Here is a 22,032-nt window from a genome sequence, read left to right on the forward strand (position 1 = left end):
TTCCCGAACAGTCGAGCTTGCTCGACTGTTCGGGAAAGCCAGTCGAGCAAGCTCGACTCTACGGATCAAGGCAGGCGGGCAGGTTACGAGGCGGCTGGCGCAGTCAGGCGGCGGAAGGCATCGCCGGTTCCCCCGCGATCAGGCGATCGAAGTACTCGGTGGTCAGCGCGATCTGGCTCTGCGGGTCTTCGGCGCGGTTGACCACCGCGCGGAAGGCAGCATTCTCCGGCCGGTCCTTGGCATACCAGCCCAGGTGCTTGCGCGCGATGCGCACGCCCTGCGGTTCGCCATAGAACGCATGCAGCGCATGCAGGTGGCCGAGCAGGATGTCGCGCACCTCGGCCAGCGACGGCGGCGGCAGTTCCTCGCCGGTGGCCAGGTAATGCGCCACCTCGCGGAAGATCCACGGCCGGCCCTGCGCGGAGCGGCCGATCATCACCGCATCCACGCCGGTCTGCTTCAGCACCAAGGCGGCCTTCTGCGGCGAATCGATATCGCCGTTGGCGATCACCGGGATGCGCAGCGCGGCCTTGATCTCGCCGATGGTGCCGTACTCGGCCTGGCCGGTGTAATGCTGGTCGCGGGTGCGGCCATGCACGGCCAGCGCGGCGATGCCGCTGTCCTCGGCAATGCGCGCGATCAGCGGGCCATTGCGGTGGTCGCAGTCCCAGCCGGTGCGGATCTTCAGCGTGACCGGCACGTCCACCGCGTTGACCACCGCTTCGAGGATGCGCGCCACCAGCTGCTCGTCGCGCATCAGCGCCGAGCCGGCCCAGGCATTGCACACCTTCTTGGCCGGGCAACCCATGTTGATGTCGATGATCTGCGCGCCGTGGTCCACGTTGTAGCGCGCAGCCTCGGCCAGCTGCTGCGGCTCGGTGCCGGCGATCTGCACGCTGATCGGTGCCGGTTCGCCGTCATGGTCCATGCGGTGGATCGACTTGCGCGTGTTCCAGAAGCGCGGGTCGCTGATGGTCATTTCCGAGGCGGCCAGGCCCGCGCCCAGCCGTTTGCACAGCAGGCGGAAGGGCTTGTCGGTGACGCCGGCCATGGGCGCCAGCACGACGTTGGGGGCAATGGTGTACGGGCCGATCTGCATGCGCCCATTGTAGGGCGCGGGCGGCGGTACGGCCGTGTCGGGCGCGGTCCGGTTCAGGCCGATCGGCACCGACCTCATGCCGTACCGGCATCAGCAGATGCTTGACGGTTGCTTCCGCCGCCCCCAGGGGCGGGTGATCGTGGCCGGCTAACCCAGGCTCTGCCAGGCCTGCCGGGTACCCACGGCGAAGGCCAGCCCCAGACCCAGGCAGACCAGCGAGCTGATCGCCCAGAAGCGCGCGCCGTTGTAGCCGGGGCGGAACAGCGCCAGGCCGAAGCCCATCGCCGCGCGCAGCAGCAACACTGCAGCGATGGCGGGCAGCACCCAGCGGCTGGCCGGCAGTGGCGAGTGCCAGCCGGCGCCGGCCAGGGCATACAGGGTCCAGCCCACCAGCACGGCGGTGATGCCGGCAGTCATCAGCGGCGGCCACCAATGCCCGGCCTGCGCCAGCCGGACCATGCGTGGGCCAGCACCGAAGCATCTGTACCAGGGAGCGCCGAAGGCGATGCAGCCGATATGCAACAGGGCCGCAATGGCACTACCGGCGGCGGCAGCCAGCAACCAGGGGAATCCGTCCATGTCCTGCCCGAGCAAGGAAGCTGCGCGGATGGTGGGCGAGGGGCGCTGCATGGGCAATGCGACAGGTGGCCGCAGCCGGGTCACCGTGCGGGATCGATCCGCAGGCCGGCGCCGAGCCGGTCCAGTGCCACGTCCACGCGCGGCAGCCGCTGCCGGCCCTGCGGCCACAGCAGGCGCAACGGCAGGCCGGGGCAGTCCAGCGCCGGCAGGATCGACACCAGGCTGCCGCGTGCCAATGCGTCGTCGACCAGCCAGGAGGCCAACTGGGCGATACCGAAGCCGGCCTCGACCGCTGCCAGCTGCGCCTCGGCGCTGCCGACCACCAACCGTGCGCGGGCCTGCAGCGGAGCGCTGCGCTTGCCGGCATCGGCGACCTGCCACGGGCCGACGCTGCCGTCGGCTCGGCCGAACAGCACGCCATCATGGTCGGCCAGCTCGGCAGCGGATGCCGGCAGCCCCTGTCGCTGCAGGTAGGCCGGGGACGCACAGAAGCGCAGTCGTTCATGGCCGAGCAGGCGGCTGCCCAGCGTGGCCGGCAGTGGCTCCGGTCCACCGATGCGTACCGCCAGATCGATACCATCCTCGGCCAGGTCGATGAAGCGGTCACTGAAGGTCACCTGCGGCCGCAGGTGCGGAAATTCGTCGGCCAACTGCAGCAGCAGCGGCCAGACCTTCAGGCGGCCGAAGGTGGCCGGTGCATCCACGCGCAGGCGGCCCACCGGCGCATCGGCGTGCGCGGCCAGCACCGATTCGGCATCGGCCAGCTCACCCAGCACCCGCACGCAGGTGCGATGGAAACCTTCGCCGGCCTCGGTCAGGCGCAAGCGTCGGGTGCTGCGTTCAAACAACCGCGCGCCCAGTCGCGCCTCCAGCCGCGCGATGGTCTTGCCCACCGCCGAGCTGGTCAGGTGCAGGCGCTCGGCGGCAGTGGTGAAACTGCCGGCCTCGGCGGTGGCGACGAAGGCCTCGATGCCGCGCAGGCGCTCGGTGGGAAGCATTGGGAAATTCTGTCCGGAATGGGTGGAAAACATAGCAGTAATAGGAACCCGGGGAGGAAATAGGCTGGCGGCCCCTGTTCCTGCACCCACTTACATGGCCTCCCTCGATTCCCCCATGCCCGCTGCACACGGCAACGTCCGCGCAGGCCTGTCGGTCGTTCTGCTGGCGGTGTCCGCCTTCGTCATCGTCACCACCGAGTTCCTGATCGTCGGCCTGCTGCCGGCCCTGGCGCGCGACCTCGGCCTGGGCATCGCCCGAGCCGGTTACCTGGTCACCCTGTTTGCGTTCACCGTGATGCTGGCCGGGCCACCCCTGACCGCGCTGCTCTCACACGTCGACCGGCGCCGCTTGTTCGTGGCCATCCTGCTGCTGTTCGCCGGCTCCAATGCGCTGGCCGCGATGGCCACGCAGCCGTGGCTGCTGGCGCTGGCACGGGTGCTGCCGGCACTGGCGCTGCCGGTGTTCTGGGGCACCGCCAGTGAAACCGCCGCGCAACTGGCACCTGCGGGGCAGGGCGGGCGCGCAGTGGCGCGGGTGTATCTGGGCATCACCGCCGCAATGCTGTTCGGTATCCCGCTGGGGACGCTGGCCGCCGACGCCATCGGCTGGCGCGGCAGCTTCTGGTTGCTGGCCGCTTTGTCGCTGTTGATGTCGGTGGCATTGGCGCTGTGGATGCCGGACACCGAGGCCGGACCGCGTCGCGCGCTGCGCGAGCAGGCACGCGTGCTGCGCCAGCCCTGGCTGCTCGGCAACGTGCTGCTGTCGGTGCTGGTGTTCACCGCGATGTTCGCCGCCTATACCTATCTGGCCGATGTACTCGAACGCCTGTTGCAGGTTCCCGCCGCGCAGGTGGGCTGGTGGCTGATGGGCTTCGGCGCGGTCGGCTTGCTCGGCAATGCACTGGGCGGGCGTTGGGTGGATCGTGCACCACTGGGCGCGACGCTGGTGTTCTGCGCAGTGCTGGCGCTGGGCGTGCTGGGCAGCATTGGACTGACCTTACACGGCGCGTGGGCGTTGATCGCACTGGCGCTGTGGGGCGTGGCGCATACCGCGCTGTTCCCGCTGTGCCAGGTACGGGTGATGCGTGCGGCGCCGCAGGCCCAGGCGCTGGCCGGCACCTTGAACGTGTCGGCGGCCAATGCCGGTATCGGGCTGGGCGCGCTGCTCGGTAGCGGTGCCATCGAGCGCTGGGGCCTGGGCTCGCTGGGCATGGTGGCTGCCGGCGTGGCGCTGCTGGCGATAGCAGCGGGGCGGCTGTTGCGGCGTGCGGAGGAACCATGAAAAAGCCCGGGCATCTGCATGCCCGGGCTCGTTCATCCACGCAGGGCGTGGATCTACTTCACTTCTGCGTCGGCCGGGGTGAAGCGCGGCATCGCTGCAGCGGCGCCTTCCTTCTCGGTCGAACGGCCAGCGAACTGGTTGGCGAAGCGCACATGGCGCGCGAACGGGGCATCGGCCACCTGCGCCAGCGACGCGGCCAGCGCACCGTTGAAGGCATCGCCGGCACCGGTGGTGTCGATCGCCTGCACCTGTTCGGCACCCACGCGGTAGTACGGCTGGGTATCGCCGCGCAGGTTTTCTTCGGCATGCGAGACGAACACGCCCACCGAACCCAGGGTCACCACCACCGTACCGTTGCCGACCAGCTTGCGGCACAGCGCGTGCAGGCTGGCACCGTCCAGCGCGGCAACGTCGTTGGCGTCCACGCGCTCACCGACGTGGCGGCCGAGCAGGGCGGCGAACTCGGTCTCGTTCGGGGTGATCACATCGGCCAGCTTGAGCAGGCCGATGGTCGAGGGGGCATCGGCCGGCGCGGTGTTGAGCACGGTGGTGACACCGGCCTCGCGCGCGGTGGCCAGCGCCGCTTCGATGGTCGGCACCGGCGATTCCAGCTGCACCAGCACCACCTTGGCGCCGGTCAGCAGCGCCTGCTGCTGGTGCAGGAAGTCGGTGCTGAGCGCGGCATTGGCGCCCGGGCCGATCACGATGGTGTTGCGGCCGCGGGCGTCGACGTAGATGCCCGCGGTGCCGGTCGGCTCGCTGCTGGCTTCGGCGATCAGCCCGAAGCCATCGTGCGCGGCCAGTTCGCGTGCCGTGGCGCCACCGGCGTCATCGCCCAGCGCGCACACGAAGTGCGTGTCGGCGCCGGCGCGGCAGGCCGCCACGGCCTGGTTGAAGCCCTTGCCACCGGGGCCGGTGCTGTAGCGGCCGGCAATGGTCGCACCCGGTGCCGGCAGCGACTCGCACCGCCACACGTGATCGACATTGAAGGAACCGACGACAACGACACTGCTGCTCATAGGGAATCTTTTCTCAACCAAGGGTTCAACTGAAGTGCGTCAGCACGCCGGCGATGGTCGCCGTCATGAAGGTGGCAATGGTACCGCCCAGCACCGCGCGCAGGCCGAACTTGGCCAGGTCGTGGCGACGTTCCGGGGCCAGGCCACCGATGCCGCCGATCTGGATCGCGATCGAGCTGAAGTTGGCGAAGCCGCACAGCGCGTAGGTGGCGATCAGGCGGCCCTCGTCGGACAGGCTCACGCCGGCCACCTGGCCGTTCACGATCTGCGACAGCTCGGTGTAGGCGACGAATTCGTTGATCACGACCTTCTGGCCGATCAGCGAACCGACGGTGGTGGCATCGGCCCACGGCGTGCCGATCACCCAGGCGATCGGGGCCAACACGTAACCGAAGATGGTCGACAGGTTGGTCGGCTTGCCGATCGCAGCCGCCAGGCCGGTCACTTCGCCGAGCCAGGTCAGCGGGGCGTTCAGCAGTGCGATCAGGGCGATGAAGGCCAGCAGCATCGCGCCGATGTTCAGCGCCAGCTTCAGGCCGTCACCGGCGCCGGCCGCGGCCGCATCGATGATGTTGCTGGAGGTCTTCTCCACTTCCATCTTCACCGTGCCGCGGGTCAGTGGGGTGCCGGTTTCCGGAATCAGCAGCTTGGCCACGACCAGGGTGGCCGGCGCGGCCATGATGCTGGCCGCCAGCAGGTGCTTGGCGTAGAACGCCTGCTGCACCGGGTCGCCGCCGCCGAGCATGCCCACGTAGGCCGCCAGCACGCCGCCGGCGATGTGGGCCATGCCGCCGATCATCATGGTCAGCAGCTCGGACTGGGTCATCTTGGCGATGTACGGGCGCACGGTCAGCGGCGCCTCGGTCTGGCCGATGAAGACGCTGGCGCAGACGCTGGTGGTTTCCGCACCGGACACGCGCATCACCTTGGTGATTGCCCATGCCATCACGCGCACGATCGCCTGCATGATGTTCAGGTGGTACATCACGCCCATCAGCGCCGAGAAGAAGATGATGGTCGGCAGCACCTGGAAGGCGAAGATGAAGCCGTAGTTCTTGGTGTCCATCAACGAGCCGAAGATGAAACCCGAGCCTTCGTTGACGAAGCTCAGCACCTTGACGAAGCCGTGGCCCAGCGCATCGAACACGTCGCGCCCGCCCGGCACCAGGATCACCAGCGCCGCGAAGGCGATCTGCAGGGTGATACCGGTGGCAACCAGCTTCCAGTCAACCGCGCGCTTGTTGTTGGAAAACAACCAGGTGATGCCGATCAGCACCGCCAACCCGAACAGGCCGAAGCCGATCCTGCCCAAACCTTCGACCATGTGAGTGACTCCCCTGGGGCGTCGCGAAAAACGGGAAGCCTAGTGCAGGGCCGGGGCCGGGGCAAGGAAAAGCAACGTGCAGGCGTCCATCGGTACCGATCAGGCCAGCAACGGCAAGGGGTTGCGGCCGGCAGCGGCAGGTAGAATGAGGCTCGATCCCGGCCCGGATGCGGGCCCGCAGCAGGAGATTCGCATGCAATACCGTCGCCTGGGCTCCACCGGCCTGCCGATTTCCGCCCTGTCCTTCGGTGCCTGGGTGACCTTCGGTGACCAGATTCCGCGCGACGAGGCGCGCAACCTGGTGGCGGCCGCCTGGGACCACGGTGTCAACTTCTTCGACAACGCCGAGGGCTACGCCAACGGCCGCGCCGAACAGGTGATGGGTGACGTGATCAGCGACCTGCGCCTGCCGCGCGACGGTTTCTGCGTGTCCAGCAAGGTGTTCTTCGGCAGCGCCAAGGACCCGCGGCCGACCCAGCGCGGCCTGTCGCGCAAGCATGTGACCGATGCCTGCCATGCCGCGCTCAAGCGCCTGCGGGTGGAGTACCTGGACCTTTATTACTGCCACCGCCCGGATCCGGACGCCCCGATCGCCGAGACCGTGCACGCCATGGACACGCTGGTGCGGCAGGGCAAGATCCTCTACTGGGGCACCTCGGAGTGGTCGGCCGCGCAGATCCAGCAGGCGCTGGACATCGCCGAGGCGCACAACCTGCAGGGACCGTCGATGGAGCAGCCGCAGTACAACCTGCTGCACCGCGAGCGGGTAGAGCTGGAGTACGCACCGCTGTATGCGCGTGCCGGCCTGGGGACCACCATCTTCTCGCCGCTGGCCTCGGGCCTGTTGACCGGCAAGTACGACCAGGGCATCCCGGCCGATGCGCGGCTGGGCCGCCCGGGCATGGAGTGGTTGCAGGACATGGTGCTGGGGGCGGACGCCGAGGCCCGGCTGGGCCAGGTGCGCCGCTTCAGCGAGGTGGCGCGTGCGCTGGGCCAGTCCCCGGCCACCCTGGCCATTGCCTGGTGCCTGCGCAACCCGAACGTCTCCAGCGTGATCCTCGGCGCCAGCCGGGTCAGCCAGCTGCTGCAGAACCTGCAGGCGCTGGAGGTGCTGGAGCAGGTCGATGCCGCCGGCTGGGCCCAGGTCGAAGCCGTCTTCGCCTGACTGCCCTTTGTAGAGTCGAGCCATGCTCGACTCCGGCCCTGGGAGAGCAGTCGAGCAGGGCTCGACTCTACAAAAGCGCCACGCCATTTTGATTGATAGAAGCTATCGAATTTCCGGATTCGATCATTAATCTCATCAATCAAATTGAGAATGGTTGTTGATTGTCAACTGAGAATCATTATCATTTAACTCGTCCCTCGCACGAGTCCAGATGCTCATGAATGCTCAACCTGTACTGCTGCGCCCCGAAACGCTGACCCTCCGCGATCGTCCGGTCCGCGTCGTTCCGCCGGAAGAGGTCATCGACAGCGAAGCCCTGCTCAAGGGCCGTCGTGAAATCCTGATCCAGCACGGCGACCGCTTCTATCGCCTGCGGCACACCAGCAACGACAAGCTGATCCTGACCAAGTAACCGCGGCCTGGTCGCCCGCCTCCCTCCCTCCTGCCGGCAACGCCGACAGGGTGGGCGACCCGTCCGCGCCCGCTCTCTCCCCCTCGGTCTATCGCGCGCATCCTCCGGGTGTGCCGGTAACCGGGGGTTCCCTTGCCTGACCGAACGAAACCGATGACCCGCCATACCGCCCTTTGCCTTGCTGTCTGGATGGCCCTGCCGCTGTCCGCCCATGCTGCCGCCGCTGCCAACGCCGCGCCCGACGCGCGCGAATTTGATCGCGTGCAGGTCACCGCCACCCGCACCGAGCGTGCGGTGAGTGATGTGGCCGCCACGGTCGATGTGATCGACCGCGAGCAGATGGACCGGCACCTGGTGCAGGACATCAAGGACCTGCTGCGTTACGAGCCGGGCCTGTCGGTCAACCGCAGCGCGGCCCGCTTCGGCCTCGGCAGCATCCGCATCCGTGGCCTGGACGGCAACCGCGTGCGCGTGCAGACCGATGGCATCGCGATGCCGACCAGCTTCAACATTGGTTCGTTCTCCAATGCCAACCGCAACTTCACCGACCTGGACACGCTCAAGCGCGTGGAGATCGTGCGCGGTCCGGCCAGCTCGTTGTATGGCTCGGACGCGCTCGGCGGCGTGGTCGCGTTCGTCACCAAGGATCCGGCCGACTACCTGAAGGACGGCAAGGACAGCTACGTCGGCCTGAAGTTCGGCTATGACGGCGAGTGGAAGGGCCTGCTTGGCGGCGTCACCACCGCCTTCGGTGGCGAGCACTGGAGCGGCATGGTCAACATCAACCATCGCCAGGGCCAGGAAACCGTCAACAAGGGTGACGTGCGAAGCCTCGACAACACCCGCACTGCGCCCAACCCGCAGGACCGCGATGGTCGCAGCGGCCTGGCCAAGCTGGTCTACGCGCCGAGCGAGGACCAGCGTTTCCGCCTGACCGTGGAAGGCAACGAAGACAAGACCGAGACCAACGTGCTGTCGTCGATCGACCGCACCACCACCACCGGCATGAAGGCGCGCGACAAGCAGAACCGCACCCGCGTGTCGTTCGCCCATGAAATGGATGCGCTGGACAAGGGCTTTGCCGACAGCCTGCACTGGCAGGTGTACAGCCAGAACAGCGAGACCACCCAGGTCACCGACGAGGACCGCGCCAACCGCAGCCGTCGCCACCGCGAGTTCACTTTCGACCAGCGCGTGTACGGCCTGCAGGCGCAGTTCAACAAGGCCTTCAGCACCGGCAGCGTCGAACACGCGTTGACCTACGGCTTCGAGGGCGCACGTACCGAAATCCGCCAGAAGCGCGATGGTTTCCAGGTGCTGGCCAACGGCCAGACCAGCACCACCATCCTGCCGGATGCATTCCCGGTGCGCGATTTCCCGATCAGCAAGACCACCGAGCTGGGCCTTTACGCGCAGGATGAGATGCGCATGGCCGGCGGCAAGCTGTCGCTGGTGCCGGGCGTGCGCGTTGACCGCTACGAGCTGAAGCCGGAGGTGGACAACATCTTTGCCGAGGACAATCCCGGCGTGCCGGTGGCCAAGCTGACCAAGACCAGTGTCTCGCCGAAGCTGGGCATGGTCTATCGCTTCACCGACGAATGGTCGCTGTTCGCCGGCTACTCGCATGGCTTCCGTTCGCCGCCGTACAACGACGTCAACCTCGGCTTCACCAACTTCGCCTTCGGCTACACCGCCATTCCCAATCCGGACCTGAAGCCGGAAACCAGTGATGGCATGGAGCTGGGCCTGCGCTTCCTGTCGCCGGCCGCCTACGTCAGCGTCAGTGGCTACTACAACGAATACAAGGACTTCATCGAGTCGCAGTCGCTGGTCGGCACCAACGCACAGGGCCTGATGGTGTTCCAGTCGCGCAACATCGCCGACGCGCGCATCTACGGCGCCGAACTGAAGGCCGGTGTCGACTTCGGGCAGATCAGCCCGGCCCTGCAGGGCTGGGCGCTGCGCAGTGCGGTGGCCTGGTCGCGTGGCGACAACAAGACCGAAGACACGCCGCTGGATTCGGTCGACCCGCTGCGCGGCACCGTCGGCCTGATGTACGACACCGAGACCTGGGGTGTCGAGCTGGCTGGCACCTTCGTCAAGCGCAAGGACCGGCTGGCCAGCACCACGGCCTATCGCCCGGCGGGCTACGGCGTGACCGACCTGATGGCGCACTGGAACTTCGCGCCGGGCGCGACCTTCAATGTCGGCGTGTTCAACCTGGCCGACAAGCGCTACATCGATTGGTCCAACGTCGGTTCGACGCTGCTGCCGACCAGCCGTGTGCTGGACCGCTATACCAGCCCGGGCCGCACCTTCTCCGCCAGCCTTGCCGTTTCCTGGTGACCTCATGAGCCGAGCATTGTCCGCACGCAGGAACGACTCCATCGCCGCACCGAACGGTGCGGCCTGGCCGACCCCGGCACAGCTGGCCACGCTCGGCACCGTGTTGTGCCTGTACCACGCCGACGGCAACGAACTGGGCGGCTGGCGCCAGGCGGTGCGCGTGCATGCCTGCCAGGGCGTGGACAGCGAGGGCCTGCGCGAAAGCCTGTGCTTCCTCGATGGCCGCGGCCGCTGCGTGTGGCGGTTGTACCTGCTGCCGGACAGCGATTTCCTGGCCTGGGACCGGCTGGTGGCCGCGCTGCCGCCCGGCCCGCAGCACGACAGCGACGGCAGTGTCGGCGAGCGGCTGTGGCGACGCCTGGCCGGCCACCTCGGTGGCCAGCGCTGGCGGTTGTGCGCGCTGCGCCTGCATGCGGCCGACGATGGCCGCACCCTGGCCGCCAGCCTGTCGACCCTGTCCTCGCTGGGCGCCGCCACCGCGCGCCGCATCGCTCGCCTGGAAGGCGCCGAAGGCGAGCTGGCAATCGACGACTGCTGCTGCGCCGACGCCGCGCGGCGACCGGCCCCGCGGATACCCGGCGACCTGCCGCTGATCCGTCTTTGAACCTGATGGAACGCCTGTCGGCCACGGATGGCCTCTCAACAAACCTGCAACCCTGAAGGAAGACCCCGATGAAGTTCCAGACAGCCAGCGCCCTGCTGTTGCTCGCCGCCAGCGGCGTGGCCAGCGCGCAGCCCTCCGACATCGCCCGCGACCATGACAGCATCCTCGCCATGCAGGGCGAGTACACCGTGGATTTCGCTTTCGACGAGACCGTGCTGCTGAAGCCCGGTTACGAGCGCGCGCCGGCGATGCGCAGCGGCGGCAACGAAGTGGTCATCGTGGTGGAAGACACGCCGAAGCGCATCGTGCTGCAGCACCTGCTGCTGGACGAAAAGAGCGGCCACATCACCAAGCACTGGCGCCAGGATTGGGTGTACGAAGCGCCGAACCGCTTCGAGTTCAGTGCCGACCAGACCTGGCAGGTGCGCACCATTCCGGCGGCGACCAACCAGGGGGCGTGGACCCAGTGCGTGTATGAAGTGAGCGACGCACCGCGCTACTGCGGCACCGGCAAGTGGACCTACAGCAACAACGTGCCGAGCTGGACCAGCGACCTGAGCTGGCGTCCGCTGCCGCGTCGCGAGTACACCAAGCGCAGCGACTACAACGCGCTGGCCGTGATCAACCGGCACACGCTGACCCCGAACGGCTGGACCCACGAGCAGTTCAACACCAAGGTGCAGCGCAATGCCGATGGCAGCCAGGTGGAGATCGCGCGCGAGTTCGGCTTCAACGACTACGTGAAGACCACCGAGATCGACTTCACCCCGGCCCGCAACTACTGGAAGGCCACCGCCGGTTACTGGGCGAAGGTGCGCCAGCGCTGGGACGGCTTCCTCGGCCAGGCCCCGGGCGTGCACCTGAAGACCAAGATCGACGGCATGGCGATGATCATCCCGCTGTTCACCCAGGCCGAAGAGATCCAGGCCGGCAAGAAGGTGAAGGACAAACAGATCGACGAAGTGTTCGCCAAGTACGTGGAAAAGGCACCGAAGGAAGGTTGATCGCCGCCGCGGTTCCGGTGAGGTGCCGGGCGCGCCCGGCACCGCATCCACGCATGGCGTGGATCTACCGGTCCTTCGCTTTGGTAGGTGCCGAGCTTGCTCGGCACGCTCTTTGCCGCATCCACGCATGGCGTGGATCTACTAGTCCTGCGCTTTAGTAGGTGCCGAGCTTGCTCGGCACGCTCTTTGCCGCATCCACGCATGGCGTTGATCTACCGGTCCTTCGCTTTGGTAGGTGCCGAGCTTGCTCGGCACGCTCTTTGCCGCATCCACGCATGGCGTGGATCTACTAGTCCTGCGCTTTAGTAGGTGCCGAGCTTGCTCGGCACGCTCTCCGATCCGAAGCAGCGTCAAGCTTCGCGCAAGGCAAGGGCTGGCGGCGCATGCAGGATGCGTCGCGTGCCCCACCAGCCGGCCAGCAGGCTCAGCCCGATGCCGACCACGCCGCCCAGCAGCAGGCCCGGCCACGGCGGCAACAACGGCAGCTCGAACACCTTCTGCGAGACCGCCACGCCGATGGCCGCCGCCGCGCCCACCGCCAGCAGCGCCGCCAACGTGCCCAGTGCGCCGAATTCCACCAGCACCGCACCGCGCAGCTGGCGCCGGGTCGCGCCCAGCGTGCGCAGCACCGCGCTGTCATAGCGGCGCTCGCCGGCCGTGGCCTGCAGCGCGGCCAGCAGCACCAGCACGCCGGCCAGCAGGCTGAACACCATCACCAGCTGCACCGCCTGCGCCACCCGCTCCATCACATCGCGCACCTGCGAGATCACCGCATCCACGTCCAGCAGTGACAGGTTCGGCTGCGCGCGCACCAGTTCACCCAGCCCGGCGGCCTTGCCGGCCGGCAGATGGAACGCCGACAGCAGGTTGTGCGGGGTGTCGCCCACCGCGTTGGGGTTCAGCAGCACGAAGAAGTTCGGTCGGAACGTGTTCCAGTCCGCCTTGCGCACGCTGGTGACGGTGAATTCGCGCTCCTGTTCACCGACGGCAATGCTGATGCGGTCGCCGCTGGCCACCCCGTAACGCTTGGCCCAGCCGATCTCCACCGACGCTTCCGGCGCCGTGCTGTCGGCCGTCCAGAACGTGCCGTCGACCAGCGTGTTGGCCGGCGGGAAGCTGCTGCGCCAGCTGAAGTTCAACGGCCGGTTCTCGTCATCGTCGTCGCGCTGGGCTTCGCCGGATGCCGGCTGCCCGTTCTGTTCCGGCGTGCGGTCCACGCGCAGCGGCGGCTTGCCGTTGATCGCGATCAGGCGGCCGGTGGCCATCGGTTCGATGCTTGCATCGTTGGCGCCCAATCCGCGCAGCGCGGACAGCACGCTGTCACGCTGTTCGGGCTGGATGTTGATCAGGAAGTAATTCGGCGTATCTGCAGGCAGCCGCTCGCGCCACTGCTGCAGCAGGCCAGGACCGGTCACCGCCAGCAGCAACAGCGCGCACAGCGACAGCGACAGCCCGACCAGCTGCATCACCGCCAGCATGCGGCGCCGGGTCAGCGCGGCCAGGCCCAGTCGCCAGTTGCCATGCAGGCGGTGCTGCAGGCCGCGCAGCAGCTGCAGCAGCACGAAGCCGACCACACCGGCGGCCACTGCCAGTGCGGCCAGTCCACCCAGCACCCACAGGGCCAGCTTCAGGTCGCCGGTGACCTGCACCGCCAGCAGCAGGCTGGCCGCCAGCGCCGCGACATAGGCCAGCAGCGATGCCGGTGGCAGCGCGGCGAAGGAGCGGTTGAGCACGCGCATCGGCGGCACCCCGCGCAGGCGCAGCAGCGGAGGCAGGCCGAAGCCGAACAGCAGCAACAGGCCGATGCCGGCACCGGTCAGCGCCGGCATCGCTTCCGGCAGCGGCAGGCGCTGCGGCACCAGGCTGCCCAGCACCTGCACCAGGCCTTCCTGCGCGGCCATGCCCAGGCCGATGCCGAGCGCACAGGCCGGCACCGCCAGCATCAGCAGCTGCAGTGCCAGGCCGAACAGGATGTCGCGCTGGCGTGCGCCCAGGCAGCGCAGGATCGCTACCTGGTCGATGCGGCGCAGGGCGAAGCGGTTGGCCGCCAGCGCGGTTGCCACGCCGGCCAGCAGCACCGCCAGCAGCGCGCTCAGGCCGAGGAAGCGCCCGGCCAGGTCGAACGCCTGGCGCACGCCACGCTGGGTGTCGTCCACGCTCAGCAGGCGCAGGCCCTTGACCTGCGGCAGCAGCCATTGGCGCAGCCCGGCCACCTGATCGGCCGCTCCGGCGAACATCAGCCGGTAGTTGATGCGGCTGCCCGGGCCGAGCAGGCCAGTGCCCTCCACATCGGCGCGGTTGACCAGCAGGGTGGGCGAGAGGGTGAGCAGGTCACCGCCGGCATCCGGCTCGGCCTCGATGATGCCGGCAATGCGCAGCGTGCCGGCGCCGAACTCGAGGTCATCACCGGCCTTCAGCCCCAGCCCCTGCAGCAGGCGTGGATCGGCATAGGCCTGGCCCCTGGCGGGCATGCCGGCGTCGGCGATCAGCGCACCGCCGGGCGTGGCCCGTACCCGCAGCGCGCCGCGCAGCGGATAACCGGCCTGCACCGCCTTGATGCTGGCCATCTGGCTGGCCTCGCCGTGGAACAGCACGCTGCCGAAGCTGGCGATGCGGGTGTAGGCCAGTCCGCGCCGCTGTGCTTCTTCGGCGAAGGCCTGCGGCGGGTCGTCGCGCCCGGCGATGCCGAGGTCACCGCCGAGCATTTCCGCCGCACTGCCGGTCAGGGCCAGGTTGACCCGGTTCACCAGGGTGCCGACCGCGGTCATCACCGCCACGCCCAGCACCAAGGCCGCGAACACGGTCAGCAGGTCGCCGGCCAGCGCCTCGCGGCGCAGCGCGCGCCACGCATGGCGCAGCAGGTTCATGCTGCCGCTCCGCGCTCGACCGGCAGCAGGCGGCCGTCGTCGATGCGGTGGATGTACTGGCAGCGCTGGGCCAGGCGCAGGTCGTGGGTGACCAGCACCAGCGTGGTGCCGCTGCCGGCGTTGAGTTCGAACAGCAGGTCGCTGATGTGCTGGCCGGTGGCGTGGTCCAGCGAGCCGGTCGGTTCGTCGGCGAACAGGATGCGCGGGCGGGTGACGAAGGCGCGTGCCAGGGCCACGCGCTGCTGCTCGCCGCCCGACAACTGGCGCGGGTAGTGACGGGCGCGATGGCCCAGGCCGACCTGCGCCAGCACTTCGTCCACCCGCACCCGGTCTTCGCGGCCGGCCAGCTCCAGCGGGAGCGCGACGTTCTCGGCGGCGGTCAGCGCCGGCAGCAGGTGGAAGCTCTGGAACACGAAGCCGACCTCGCGTGCGCGCAGCTGGGCGCGGGCTTCCTCGTCGAGACGGCCCAGATCCTGGCCGGCCAGCGCGATGCTGCCGCGGCTGGGCAGGTCCAGCCCGGCCAGCAGGCCGAGCAGGGTGGTCTTGCCGGAACCGGAGGCACCGACAATGGCCACGCTGGTGCCTTCATGGACGGTCAGGGTGATGTTGTCCAGTATGTGGACTTCACCCTCCGGGCCCTGCACGGACTTGCCGACCTGGTCGACGGCGATGGCGACGGGCGCGCTGCGGGGGGACAGGCTGTCGATGAGGAGACTCCAATGCGCAAGACGGGATGGAGCCGGCGAGCCGGCGCGATGATGGTGCTGCTGCTAGGGTTCCTGCTGCTGCCCGGGCTGGCCTGTGCCAAAGGTCCGGCGGGCACCGTGCTGGTACTCGGCGACAGCCTCAGTGCCGCCCACAATATCCCCGCCGACGCCGGCTGGGTCAGCCTGCTGCAGCAGCGGGTCAGGCAGCAGTCGAAAACGCCGGCACGCATCGTCAACGCCAGCATGAGCGGGGAGACCACCGCCGGCGCGCTGACCCGCCTGCCGGGCCTGCTGGCGAAGGAGAAGCCGACCGTGGTGGTGATTGCGCTGGGCGGCAACGACGCGCTGCGTGGGCTGACCCCGGCGCAGGTACAGGGAAACCTGGAGAAAATGGTGCAGGCCAGCCAGAAGGCGGGCGCCCGGGTGCTGCTGCTGGGCATCGACGTGCCGCCCAACTACGGGCCGGCCTATCGCCAGCGCCTGGCGGCCGCCTACAAGGCGCTGGCCACGCAGTACAAGGTGCCGCTGCTGCCGTTCCTGCTGGAGGGCGTGGCCCTGCAGCCGGGCATGATGCAGGCCGATGGCCTGCACCCCACGGCACAGGCGCAACCGAAGGTGCTGGACAACGTCTGGCCACTGCTCAGGCCGCTGCTCTGAACCGATTGATGACCTCTTGACGGAACTTCACATCGCGTCCACCGTCGATCCGGCATGTTTCACAAAGCTGAAGTTAGAGGGAATCACATGCGTCAGACGAAGGAGACCTCCGGCTTGGTGCTGGTGGTCGAAGACAACCGCAACATCTCCGAGATGATCGGGGAATACCTGGAAGGTCGCGGCTTCGAGGTCGACTATGCACAGGACGGCCTGGATGGCTACCGCCTCGCGGCGGAAAACAGCTATGACGTCGTGGTGCTCGACTTGATGTTGCCGCGCCTGGATGGCATCGAAGTGTGCCGTCGCCTGCGCAACGATGCGCGCAAGTCCACCCCGGTGCTGATGCTCACGGCACGCGACACGCTGGACGACAAGCTCACCGGCCTCGGGTTCGGCGCCGATGACTACCTGACCAAGCCGTTCGCGATCCAGGAACTGGAGGCCCGCCTGCGCGCGCTGATCCGCCGCGAGCGTCGCCAGGTCGGTTCGGAAGTGCTCAAGGTCGCCGACCTGGTGCTCGATCCGGTCAGCATGCGTGCCACCCGTGCCGGTACCGAGCTGCAGCTTTCGCCGATCGGCCTGCGCCTGTTGACCATCCTGATGCGCGAATCGCCGCGCGTGGTCACCCGCCAGGAGATCGAACGCGAGATCTGGGGCAATGGCCTGCCGGATTCGGACACCCTGCGCAGCCACCTGTACAACCTGCGCAAGATCATCGACAAGCCGTTCGACCGTCCGCTGCTGCACACCGTGCAGAGTGCCGGCTACCGCATTGCCGATATCGCCCAGCCGATGGCCTGATCGGGGCCCGCGCCGGTGCAGCAGCAGGCCCGGCCGGGGCATGGCCATGAACGAGGGCAGGGGATGACCGGCTGGCGTTGCCGCCGGTTATCGCCCGTGCACCCGCACGGCGCGGCGCGCTGCCTATAATCGCAGCGCTCTGACCGGGACCCCGCAATGCCGCACGGCCTGCCGCGCAAGATCCGTATCGCCTTCATCCTGCAGGCAGTGCTGGCCAGCCTGGGCATCCTGCTCGGTGCCTGGCTGGTCTCGCTGGTGATCAAGCACAGCCTGGTCGGCGCCGCCCTGCGCGAGGAAGCGGCGTACTACTGGACGCTGCACGAGGCCTCGCCGGTACAGCCGCCACCCAACACCCAGAACATCCGTGGCTACCTGCTGGAAAGCGGGCAGTCGGCGTTGTCGCTGCCGGCCAACCTGCGCAACCTGGAACCCGGTTTCCACGAACTGCCCAAGGACGACCAGCTGGTGCTGGTCGATGTGCGCCCAGCCGGCCGCCTGTACCTGGTGTTCCTGCGCTCGCGTGCGGAAATGCTGGCGTTCTGGTTCGGCATCGTGCCGGTGCTGCTGACCCTGCTGGCAGTGTATGGCGCCAGCTGGGTGACCTACCGCGCCTCCAAGCGCCTGGTGTCGCCGGTGAACTGGCTGGCGCGGCGCGTGTCGCGCTGGGACCCTGGCCACCCCGAGGCGGCCGATCTGGAGCCGAACAAACTGCCGGCCGACATGCAGGGCGAGACCCGGCAGCTGGCGGCCGCCCTGCATTCGCTGGCCAACCGGGTCAGCGCGCATGTGGCGCGCGAGCGCAACTTCACCCGCGATGCCAGCCACGAACTGCGCACGCCGCTGACCGTGATCCGCGTGGCCAGTGACATGGCACTGGGCGATGAAACGCTGCAGCCGCGCCTGCGTCGCAGCCTGCAGCGCATCCAGCGCGCCGGCCGTGACATGGAAGCGGTGATCGATGCGTTCCTGATCCTGGCCCGCGAGGCCGATGTCGAGCCGCAGATCGAGCTGTTCGATGTCAACGACATCGTCCGCTATGAAGTGGACAACGCCAACGAGCTGTTGGGAACGCGCCCGGTGGCGGTGCACCTGCACAGCGATGGTCCGGTGCAGCTGCACGCGCCGCCACGGGTGCTGCAGGTGGTGGTCAGCAATCTGGTGCGCAACGCCTGCAGCTACACCGACGAAGGGCGCATCGACGTGCATGTGCTCAACGACCGGGTGGTGGTGCGCGACACCGGCATCGGCATGTCCGCCGAGGCACTGTCGCGGGCGTTCGAGCCGTTCTACCGCGCCGAGCCCAGCCGTCCGCAGGGCACCGGCCTGGGCCTGTCGATCGTGCGCCGGCTGTGCGACCGCTTCGGCTGGAAGGTCAGCCTGGCCAGCGAGCCGGGGCAGGGCACCGAGGCGACGGTCATTTTCCGCTGACGCGCCGCTTGCTACCTCGGTAGTCGCCGACCTTGGTCGGCGCTTTCACTGGATGCAGGTGGACGCATTCATGCCAACCAAGGTTGGCATCTACCGGAGCGCGTGCGCGTGGTGCCCTCCGGCACACGCCTGCCTCAATCGCACTTCACCTTCGGCGCCACCGCCTTGGTCCAGATCGCGTAGCCGGCCGGGGTCATGTGCAGCATGTCTTCGCGGAACAGCGTCGCATCCGGCTGACCATCGGCGCCGAGCATCGGCGTATAGATGTCGGTGAAGCCGGTGTTGGGCAGCTTTGCCAGGGCAGCCTTGATCAGCGCGTTGGCCTCGTTGATCGCCGGCAGCAGGTGCGCGCGCGACGGGCTCGGCTTGATCGACAGGTATTCCACCTTCGTTTTCGGCAGGTCGCGATGCACGCGCTGCACGAAGGCGACCACATCGTCCCGCACCTGCACGGCAGTGCGGCCGCTGTTGAGGTCGTTGTCGCCGGCGTAGAAGAACAGCTTGCATGGCGCATACGGCACCACGATGCGGTCGGCGTACCAGGTGCTGTCGCGCACTTCCGAGCCGCCGAAGCCGCGGTTGAACACCGGCTGGCCGGGGAAGTCGGTGGCCAGGCTCTCCCAGAAGCGGATCGAGGAGCTGCCGATGAACTCGATGCCACCGCGCGGCGGCGGGTTGGCCTGGTCGGCGCTGGCGAAGCGGGCCATGTCACCCGCCCAGGCTACGTTCGAGACCTGTTCGGGCACCTGCGGCGGCCGGGCCGGGCTCAGGGCCTGGGCCAGCGGTGCGGCGGTCAGCAGGCCCAGCATCAGCAGGCAGGTACGGCGACGGGACATCAGGCGCTCCAGCGGGGAAGGAAGCCTCCATCATAGGAGCAGGGGCCGGCCGGGTGCTTGCCGTTGGCAGGCCATTCGGCCGGGTCGCCGGGGGTATGGCTGGCGGCCTTGTGGCAAAATGGCCGCCATCTGCCTATTCCTGTGCACCCATGATTCCCTGCCGTGCGTCTGAGCGGTCGCTGCGCCGCGTTCCTGTTGCTGGATCTTCCTCCCGTGGCTGATCAGTTCGGCCACCTGCCGCGCGGCCCGCGCCGCATCTTCCAGGCCGCCCGCTGGTCCTGGCAGGGCCTTCGCGCCGCCTGGCTGCACGAGTCCTCGTTCCGGCTGGAGGTCTACCTGCTGATCGTGCTGACCCCGGTCGCGATCTGGCTGGGCCAGACCCCGGTCGAACGCGCGCTGATGATCGGCTCGATGCTGCTGGTGCTGGCGATGGAGCTGGCCAACTCGGCCATCGAGGCGGTGATCGAACGCTACGGCAGCGAAATCCACGAACTGGCCGGCCGCGCCAAGGACATGGGTTCGGCGGCGGTGTTCGTGCTGATGATGAACGTCCTGCTGTGCTGGGCGCTGGTCGTGGTTCCGCACGCGCTGGCCGGCAGCTACGGCTGAAACCCCATTCCCCCACTGCCTTGAAGAGTTTCCATGTCCTTTGAGTTCCTCGCCGACCCCAATGCCTGGGTGACCCTGTTCACCCTGAGTGCGCTGGAAATCGTGCTCGGCATCGACAACCTGGTGTTCATTTCCATCGCGGTCAGCAAGCTGCCGGAAGAACGTCGCCCGTTCGCACGCAAGCTCGGCATCGCGGTGGCGTGCATCACGCGTATCGCGCTGCTGGTGTCGCTGGCCTATCTGGCGCACATGGCCGCCAACCTGTTCACCGTGGCCGGCATGGGCATCTCCATCCGCGACCTGGTGCTGATCGTCGGTGGCCTGTTCCTGATCATCAAGGGCTTCATGGAGATCAAGGAACTGATCAGCGGCGGCGAGGATGAAGATCCCAGCACGACCAAGGCCTCGGCCGTGTTCGGCTACGTCATCGCGCAGATCGCGGTGATCGACATCGTGTTCTCGCTGGACTCGGTGATCACCGCCGTCGGCATCGCCGACCACATCCCGGTGATGGTCGCCGCCATCCTGCTGTCGGTGATGGTGATGCTGCTGGCCGCCAACCCGCTGGGCCGCTTCATCGACGCCAACCCGACGGTGAAGATGCTGGCGCTGGCCTTCATCCTGCTGATCGGCGCGGTACTGATCCTGGACGGCCTGGACGTGCACGTGCCCAAGCCCTACATCTACGCCGCGATGGGCTTCTCGGTGCTGGTGGAGTGGCTGAACCTGCTGATGCGCCGCCGCGCACGCGAACACAACGTGCCGGGCGCCGGCAACTGGTAAGCGCGTGATCCAGAACCCCCGGCACTGCCGGGGGTTCTTCGTTGCAGGGCCGGGCTCTACAGAAGCGGCGAACGCACAACTTGTGAAGTGGGGGCAACAGTGTTTCCCCGCTGCGGGGCTTAATCCGGCAGGACGATGCGCGCAGGCTACGCGCTCTCTTCCCAAGGCCTGCCCCACGCAGGAACCCGCCATGAATTCCCGAGCCGCTCTGCTGGCCCTTGCCGTCGGCGCCTTCGCCATCGGTACCACCGAGTTCGCCCCGATGGGCCTGCTCCCGGTCATTGCCGACGGCGTCGGCGTGAACATCCCCACTGCCGGCATGCTGATCACGGCCTATGCCGTGGGCGTGATGCTGGGCGCGCCGGTGATGACCCTGCTGATGGGCCGGTTCGGCAGGCGCACCGCGCTGATGCTGCTGATGTCGATCTTCGTGGTCGGCAACCTGCTGTCGGCGCTGGCCCCGAACTACGGCCTGCTGTTGCTGTCGCGGCTGGTCACCAGCCTCAACCACGGCGCCTTCTTCGGCATCGGCGCGGTGGTTGCCGCCAGCCTGGTGCCGAAAGAAAAGCAGGCTGCCGCCGTGGCCACCATGTTCATGGGCCTGACCATCGCCAACATCGGCGGCGTGCCGCTGGCGACCTGGGTCGGCCAGCAGCTGGGCTGGCGCCTGTCCTTCGCCGGCACCGCCGTGCTGGGCCTGGCCGCGATCACCGCGCTGGGCTTCGCGCTGCCGGCGTCGGCACCCGGGCCTCGTCCGGACGTGCGCCGGGAACTGAAGGCGATCCTGCAGCCGCAGGTGCTGCTGGCGATGGGCACCACGGTGCTCGGTGCCGGTGCGATGTTCACGCTGTACACCTACGTGGCGCCGGTGCTGACCGAGTTGACGGGTGCTTCCAACGCCTTCATAGCGATGTCGCTGGCGCTGATCGGCATCGGCTTCACCTTCGGCAACGGCATCGGCGGGCGCATGGCCGACTGGTCGCTGGATGGCGCCACGCGGATCCTGCTGGCGGTCCTTGCCGTGCTGATGTTCGTGCTGCCGCTGGCCTTCATGAGCCACGCCACGGCGGCGCTGGGTGTACTGCTGTTCGGCGCGGCGACCTTCGCGATCGTGCCGCCGCTGCAGATCCGGGTGATGGAGGCTGCCAGCGAGGCGCCGGGGCTGGCGTCGTCGATCAATGTCGGTGCGTTCAACCTGGGCAATGCGGTGGGTGCCGCGTTGGGTGGCGCGGTGATCAGCTCGGGGCTGGGCTATGCGGCGGTGCCGGTGGCCGGTGGGTTGCTGGCGGCATCGGGGTTGCTGCTGGCGTGGCTGGGGCGTCCGCGCGCTGCGGTGGCCGAGGCTTGCTGAGGGGTATGGGGTTCCGGCAGGGCTTGCAGCCCTGCACCCGCTGCAATCAACAGCAACGGCAACAGCAACAGCTGGCATTCCGTGGGATGGCGGGGTGGGTCCGGTTGAGGGGGACGCCGTAAACCCATCCATGGGGGCTTGGTCGCGGCATCCATGCCGCT

Annotated in this window: 20 protein-coding genes; 12 read left to right on the plus strand and 8 right to left on the minus strand. The window is 68.2% G+C overall.

From position 1 onward, the window contains the following. Positions 1–103: 103 nt before the first annotated feature. From dusB to QRO93_RS15455, 3 genes are all read right to left on the minus strand, one after another. Positions 104–1,099 carry a tRNA dihydrouridine synthase DusB gene (dusB, locus tag QRO93_RS15445; RefSeq protein WP_053451243.1) on the minus strand — a complete coding sequence of 332 codons (996 nt, stop codon included), beginning with the start codon at positions 1,097–1,099 and terminating at the stop codon, positions 104–106. 147 nt (positions 1,100–1,246) lie between these two features. After that, positions 1,247–1,678 (minus strand): hypothetical protein, encoded by a 432-nt coding sequence (locus QRO93_RS15450; RefSeq protein WP_180879000.1) that lies wholly within the window; start codon positions 1,676–1,678, stop codon positions 1,247–1,249. An 80-nt stretch (positions 1,679–1,758) separates the two neighbouring features. Next, positions 1,759–2,676 (minus strand): LysR family transcriptional regulator, encoded by a 918-nt coding sequence (locus QRO93_RS15455; RefSeq protein ID WP_180878998.1) that lies wholly within the window; start codon positions 2,674–2,676, stop codon positions 1,759–1,761. A 115-nt stretch (positions 2,677–2,791) separates the two neighbouring features. On the opposite strand from QRO93_RS15455, the gene QRO93_RS15460 reads away from it, so the two are divergent. After that, positions 2,792–3,958: an MFS transporter gene (locus tag QRO93_RS15460; RefSeq protein ID WP_238581851.1), complete on the plus strand. Its 1,167-nt coding sequence runs from the start codon at positions 2,792–2,794 to the stop codon at positions 3,956–3,958. 53 nt (positions 3,959–4,011) lie between these two features. Here QRO93_RS15460 and QRO93_RS15465 read toward each other — a convergent pair whose 3' ends face one another. Together QRO93_RS15465 and QRO93_RS15470 are read right to left on the minus strand one after the other, a co-directional pair. Further along, a complete protein-coding gene (locus QRO93_RS15465) occupies positions 4,012–4,977 on the minus strand; it encodes a ribokinase (RefSeq protein ID WP_049456910.1) in 966 nt (321 codons plus the stop codon). Positions 4,978–5,002: 25 nt separating this feature from the next. Then, positions 5,003–6,301 (minus strand): NupC/NupG family nucleoside CNT transporter, encoded by a 1,299-nt coding sequence (locus tag QRO93_RS15470; RefSeq protein ID WP_180878996.1) that lies wholly within the window; start codon positions 6,299–6,301, stop codon positions 5,003–5,005. Positions 6,302–6,494: 193 nt separating this feature from the next. Between QRO93_RS15470 and QRO93_RS15475 the strand changes: the two genes are divergently transcribed. The 5 genes from QRO93_RS15475 to QRO93_RS15495 all read left to right on the plus strand — a co-directional run bounded on the left by QRO93_RS15475 (position 6,495) and on the right by QRO93_RS15495 (position 11,832). After that, a complete protein-coding gene (locus QRO93_RS15475; protein ID WP_180878994.1) occupies positions 6,495–7,466 on the plus strand; it encodes an aldo/keto reductase in 972 nt (323 codons plus the stop codon). A gap of 217 nt (positions 7,467–7,683) precedes the next feature. Beyond that, positions 7,684–7,878 (plus strand): hemin uptake protein HemP, encoded by a 195-nt coding sequence (gene hemP, locus QRO93_RS15480; RefSeq protein WP_005412278.1) that lies wholly within the window; start codon positions 7,684–7,686, stop codon positions 7,876–7,878. Positions 7,879–8,031: 153 nt separating this feature from the next. Then, entirely contained in the window at positions 8,032–10,224 is a 2,193-nt protein-coding gene (locus QRO93_RS15485) for a TonB-dependent hemoglobin/transferrin/lactoferrin family receptor (protein WP_404830610.1), read from the plus strand. A gap of 4 nt (positions 10,225–10,228) precedes the next feature. After that, positions 10,229–10,828, plus strand: a complete 600-nt coding sequence (locus QRO93_RS15490; protein ID WP_053448828.1) for a hypothetical protein — start codon at positions 10,229–10,231, stop codon at positions 10,826–10,828. 68 nt (positions 10,829–10,896) lie between these two features. Then, positions 10,897–11,832: a DUF6607 family protein gene (locus QRO93_RS15495; protein ID WP_008265376.1), complete on the plus strand. Its 936-nt coding sequence runs from the start codon at positions 10,897–10,899 to the stop codon at positions 11,830–11,832. Between the two features lie 350 nt (positions 11,833–12,182). Here the strand turns inward: QRO93_RS15495 and QRO93_RS15500 are convergent, their stop codons facing one another. Both QRO93_RS15500 and QRO93_RS15505 read right to left on the minus strand, forming a co-directional pair. Further along, entirely contained in the window at positions 12,183–14,699 is a 2,517-nt protein-coding gene (locus QRO93_RS15500; RefSeq protein ID WP_180878992.1) for an ABC transporter permease, read from the minus strand. After that, the gene (locus tag QRO93_RS15505; RefSeq protein WP_049456916.1) at positions 14,696–15,343 is read right to left on the minus strand and encodes an ABC transporter ATP-binding protein; all 648 of its coding nucleotides are present in this window, start codon (positions 15,341–15,343) and stop codon (positions 14,696–14,698) included. The genes QRO93_RS15500 and QRO93_RS15505 overlap by 4 nt, the downstream gene beginning before the upstream one ends. A 75-nt stretch (positions 15,344–15,418) precedes the next feature. On the opposite strand from QRO93_RS15505, the gene QRO93_RS15510 reads away from it, so the two are divergent. The 3 genes from QRO93_RS15510 (at position 15,419) to QRO93_RS15520 (ending at position 18,292) form a co-directional block, all read left to right on the plus strand. Continuing rightward, positions 15,419–16,063: an arylesterase gene (locus QRO93_RS15510; protein ID WP_053448831.1), complete on the plus strand. Its 645-nt coding sequence runs from the start codon at positions 15,419–15,421 to the stop codon at positions 16,061–16,063. Between the two features lie 87 nt (positions 16,064–16,150). Then, entirely contained in the window at positions 16,151–16,864 is a 714-nt protein-coding gene (locus tag QRO93_RS15515; protein ID WP_002811889.1) for a response regulator transcription factor, read from the plus strand. 156 nt (positions 16,865–17,020) lie between these two features. Next, positions 17,021–18,292 carry a HAMP domain-containing sensor histidine kinase gene (locus tag QRO93_RS15520; protein WP_004154275.1) on the plus strand — a complete coding sequence of 424 codons (1,272 nt, stop codon included), beginning with the start codon at positions 17,021–17,023 and terminating at the stop codon, positions 18,290–18,292. Between the two features lie 134 nt (positions 18,293–18,426). Here the strand turns inward: QRO93_RS15520 and QRO93_RS15525 are convergent, their stop codons facing one another. Further along, positions 18,427–19,128 (minus strand): SGNH/GDSL hydrolase family protein, encoded by a 702-nt coding sequence (locus tag QRO93_RS15525; protein ID WP_180878990.1) that lies wholly within the window; start codon positions 19,126–19,128, stop codon positions 18,427–18,429. 213 nt (positions 19,129–19,341) lie between these two features. Here QRO93_RS15525 and QRO93_RS15530 point away from each other — a divergent pair, with 213 nt between their 5' ends. The 3 genes from QRO93_RS15530 to QRO93_RS15540 all read left to right on the plus strand — a co-directional run bounded on the left by QRO93_RS15530 (position 19,342) and on the right by QRO93_RS15540 (position 21,871). Beyond that, positions 19,342–19,737, plus strand: coding sequence for a diacylglycerol kinase (locus QRO93_RS15530; protein WP_008268574.1), 396 nt, complete (start codon positions 19,342–19,344; stop codon positions 19,735–19,737). Between the two features lie 33 nt (positions 19,738–19,770). After that, the gene (locus QRO93_RS15535; RefSeq protein WP_053512148.1) at positions 19,771–20,520 is read left to right on the plus strand and encodes a TerC family protein; all 750 of its coding nucleotides are present in this window, start codon (positions 19,771–19,773) and stop codon (positions 20,518–20,520) included. Positions 20,521–20,710: 190 nt separating this feature from the next. Further along, positions 20,711–21,871, plus strand: a complete 1,161-nt coding sequence (locus tag QRO93_RS15540) for an MFS transporter (protein ID WP_180878988.1) — start codon at positions 20,711–20,713, stop codon at positions 21,869–21,871. Positions 21,872–22,032: the final 161 nt, after the last annotated feature.

Source organism: Stenotrophomonas maltophilia group sp. Smal17, from assembly GCF_030237045.1.
Lineage (GTDB): Bacteria > Pseudomonadota > Gammaproteobacteria > Xanthomonadales > Xanthomonadaceae > Stenotrophomonas > Stenotrophomonas forensis.

Coding starts and splice junctions, on each gene's coding strand:
- QRO93_RS15470 (WP_180878996.1), bottom strand. CDS start 6,301: ATGGTCGAAGGTTTGGGCAGGATCGGCTTCGGCCTGTTCGGGTTGGCG.
- dusB (WP_053451243.1), bottom strand. CDS start 1,099: ATGCAGATCGGCCCGTACACCATTGCCCCCAACGTCGTGCTGGCGCCC.
- QRO93_RS15495 (WP_008265376.1), top strand. CDS start 10,897: ATGAAGTTCCAGACAGCCAGCGCCCTGCTGTTGCTCGCCGCCAGCGGC.
- hemP (WP_005412278.1), top strand. CDS start 7,684: ATGAATGCTCAACCTGTACTGCTGCGCCCCGAAACGCTGACCCTCCGC.
- QRO93_RS15535 (WP_053512148.1), top strand. CDS start 19,771: ATGTCCTTTGAGTTCCTCGCCGACCCCAATGCCTGGGTGACCCTGTTC.
- QRO93_RS15500 (WP_180878992.1), bottom strand. CDS start 14,699: ATGAACCTGCTGCGCCATGCGTGGCGCGCGCTGCGCCGCGAGGCGCTG.
- QRO93_RS15455 (WP_180878998.1), bottom strand. CDS start 2,676: ATGCTTCCCACCGAGCGCCTGCGCGGCATCGAGGCCTTCGTCGCCACC.
- QRO93_RS15515 (WP_002811889.1), top strand. CDS start 16,151: ATGCGTCAGACGAAGGAGACCTCCGGCTTGGTGCTGGTGGTCGAAGAC.
- QRO93_RS15450 (WP_180879000.1), bottom strand. CDS start 1,678: ATGGACGGATTCCCCTGGTTGCTGGCTGCCGCCGCCGGTAGTGCCATT.
- QRO93_RS15485 (WP_404830610.1), top strand. CDS start 8,032: ATGACCCGCCATACCGCCCTTTGCCTTGCTGTCTGGATGGCCCTGCCG.
- QRO93_RS15540 (WP_180878988.1), top strand. CDS start 20,711: ATGAATTCCCGAGCCGCTCTGCTGGCCCTTGCCGTCGGCGCCTTCGCC.
- QRO93_RS15475 (WP_180878994.1), top strand. CDS start 6,495: ATGCAATACCGTCGCCTGGGCTCCACCGGCCTGCCGATTTCCGCCCTG.
- QRO93_RS15460 (WP_238581851.1), top strand. CDS start 2,792: ATGCCCGCTGCACACGGCAACGTCCGCGCAGGCCTGTCGGTCGTTCTG.
- QRO93_RS15520 (WP_004154275.1), top strand. CDS start 17,021: ATGCCGCACGGCCTGCCGCGCAAGATCCGTATCGCCTTCATCCTGCAG.
- QRO93_RS15510 (WP_053448831.1), top strand. CDS start 15,419: ATGCGCAAGACGGGATGGAGCCGGCGAGCCGGCGCGATGATGGTGCTG.
- QRO93_RS15525 (WP_180878990.1), bottom strand. CDS start 19,128: ATGTCCCGTCGCCGTACCTGCCTGCTGATGCTGGGCCTGCTGACCGCC.
- QRO93_RS15465 (WP_049456910.1), bottom strand. CDS start 4,977: ATGAGCAGCAGTGTCGTTGTCGTCGGTTCCTTCAATGTCGATCACGTG.
- QRO93_RS15490 (WP_053448828.1), top strand. CDS start 10,229: ATGAGCCGAGCATTGTCCGCACGCAGGAACGACTCCATCGCCGCACCG.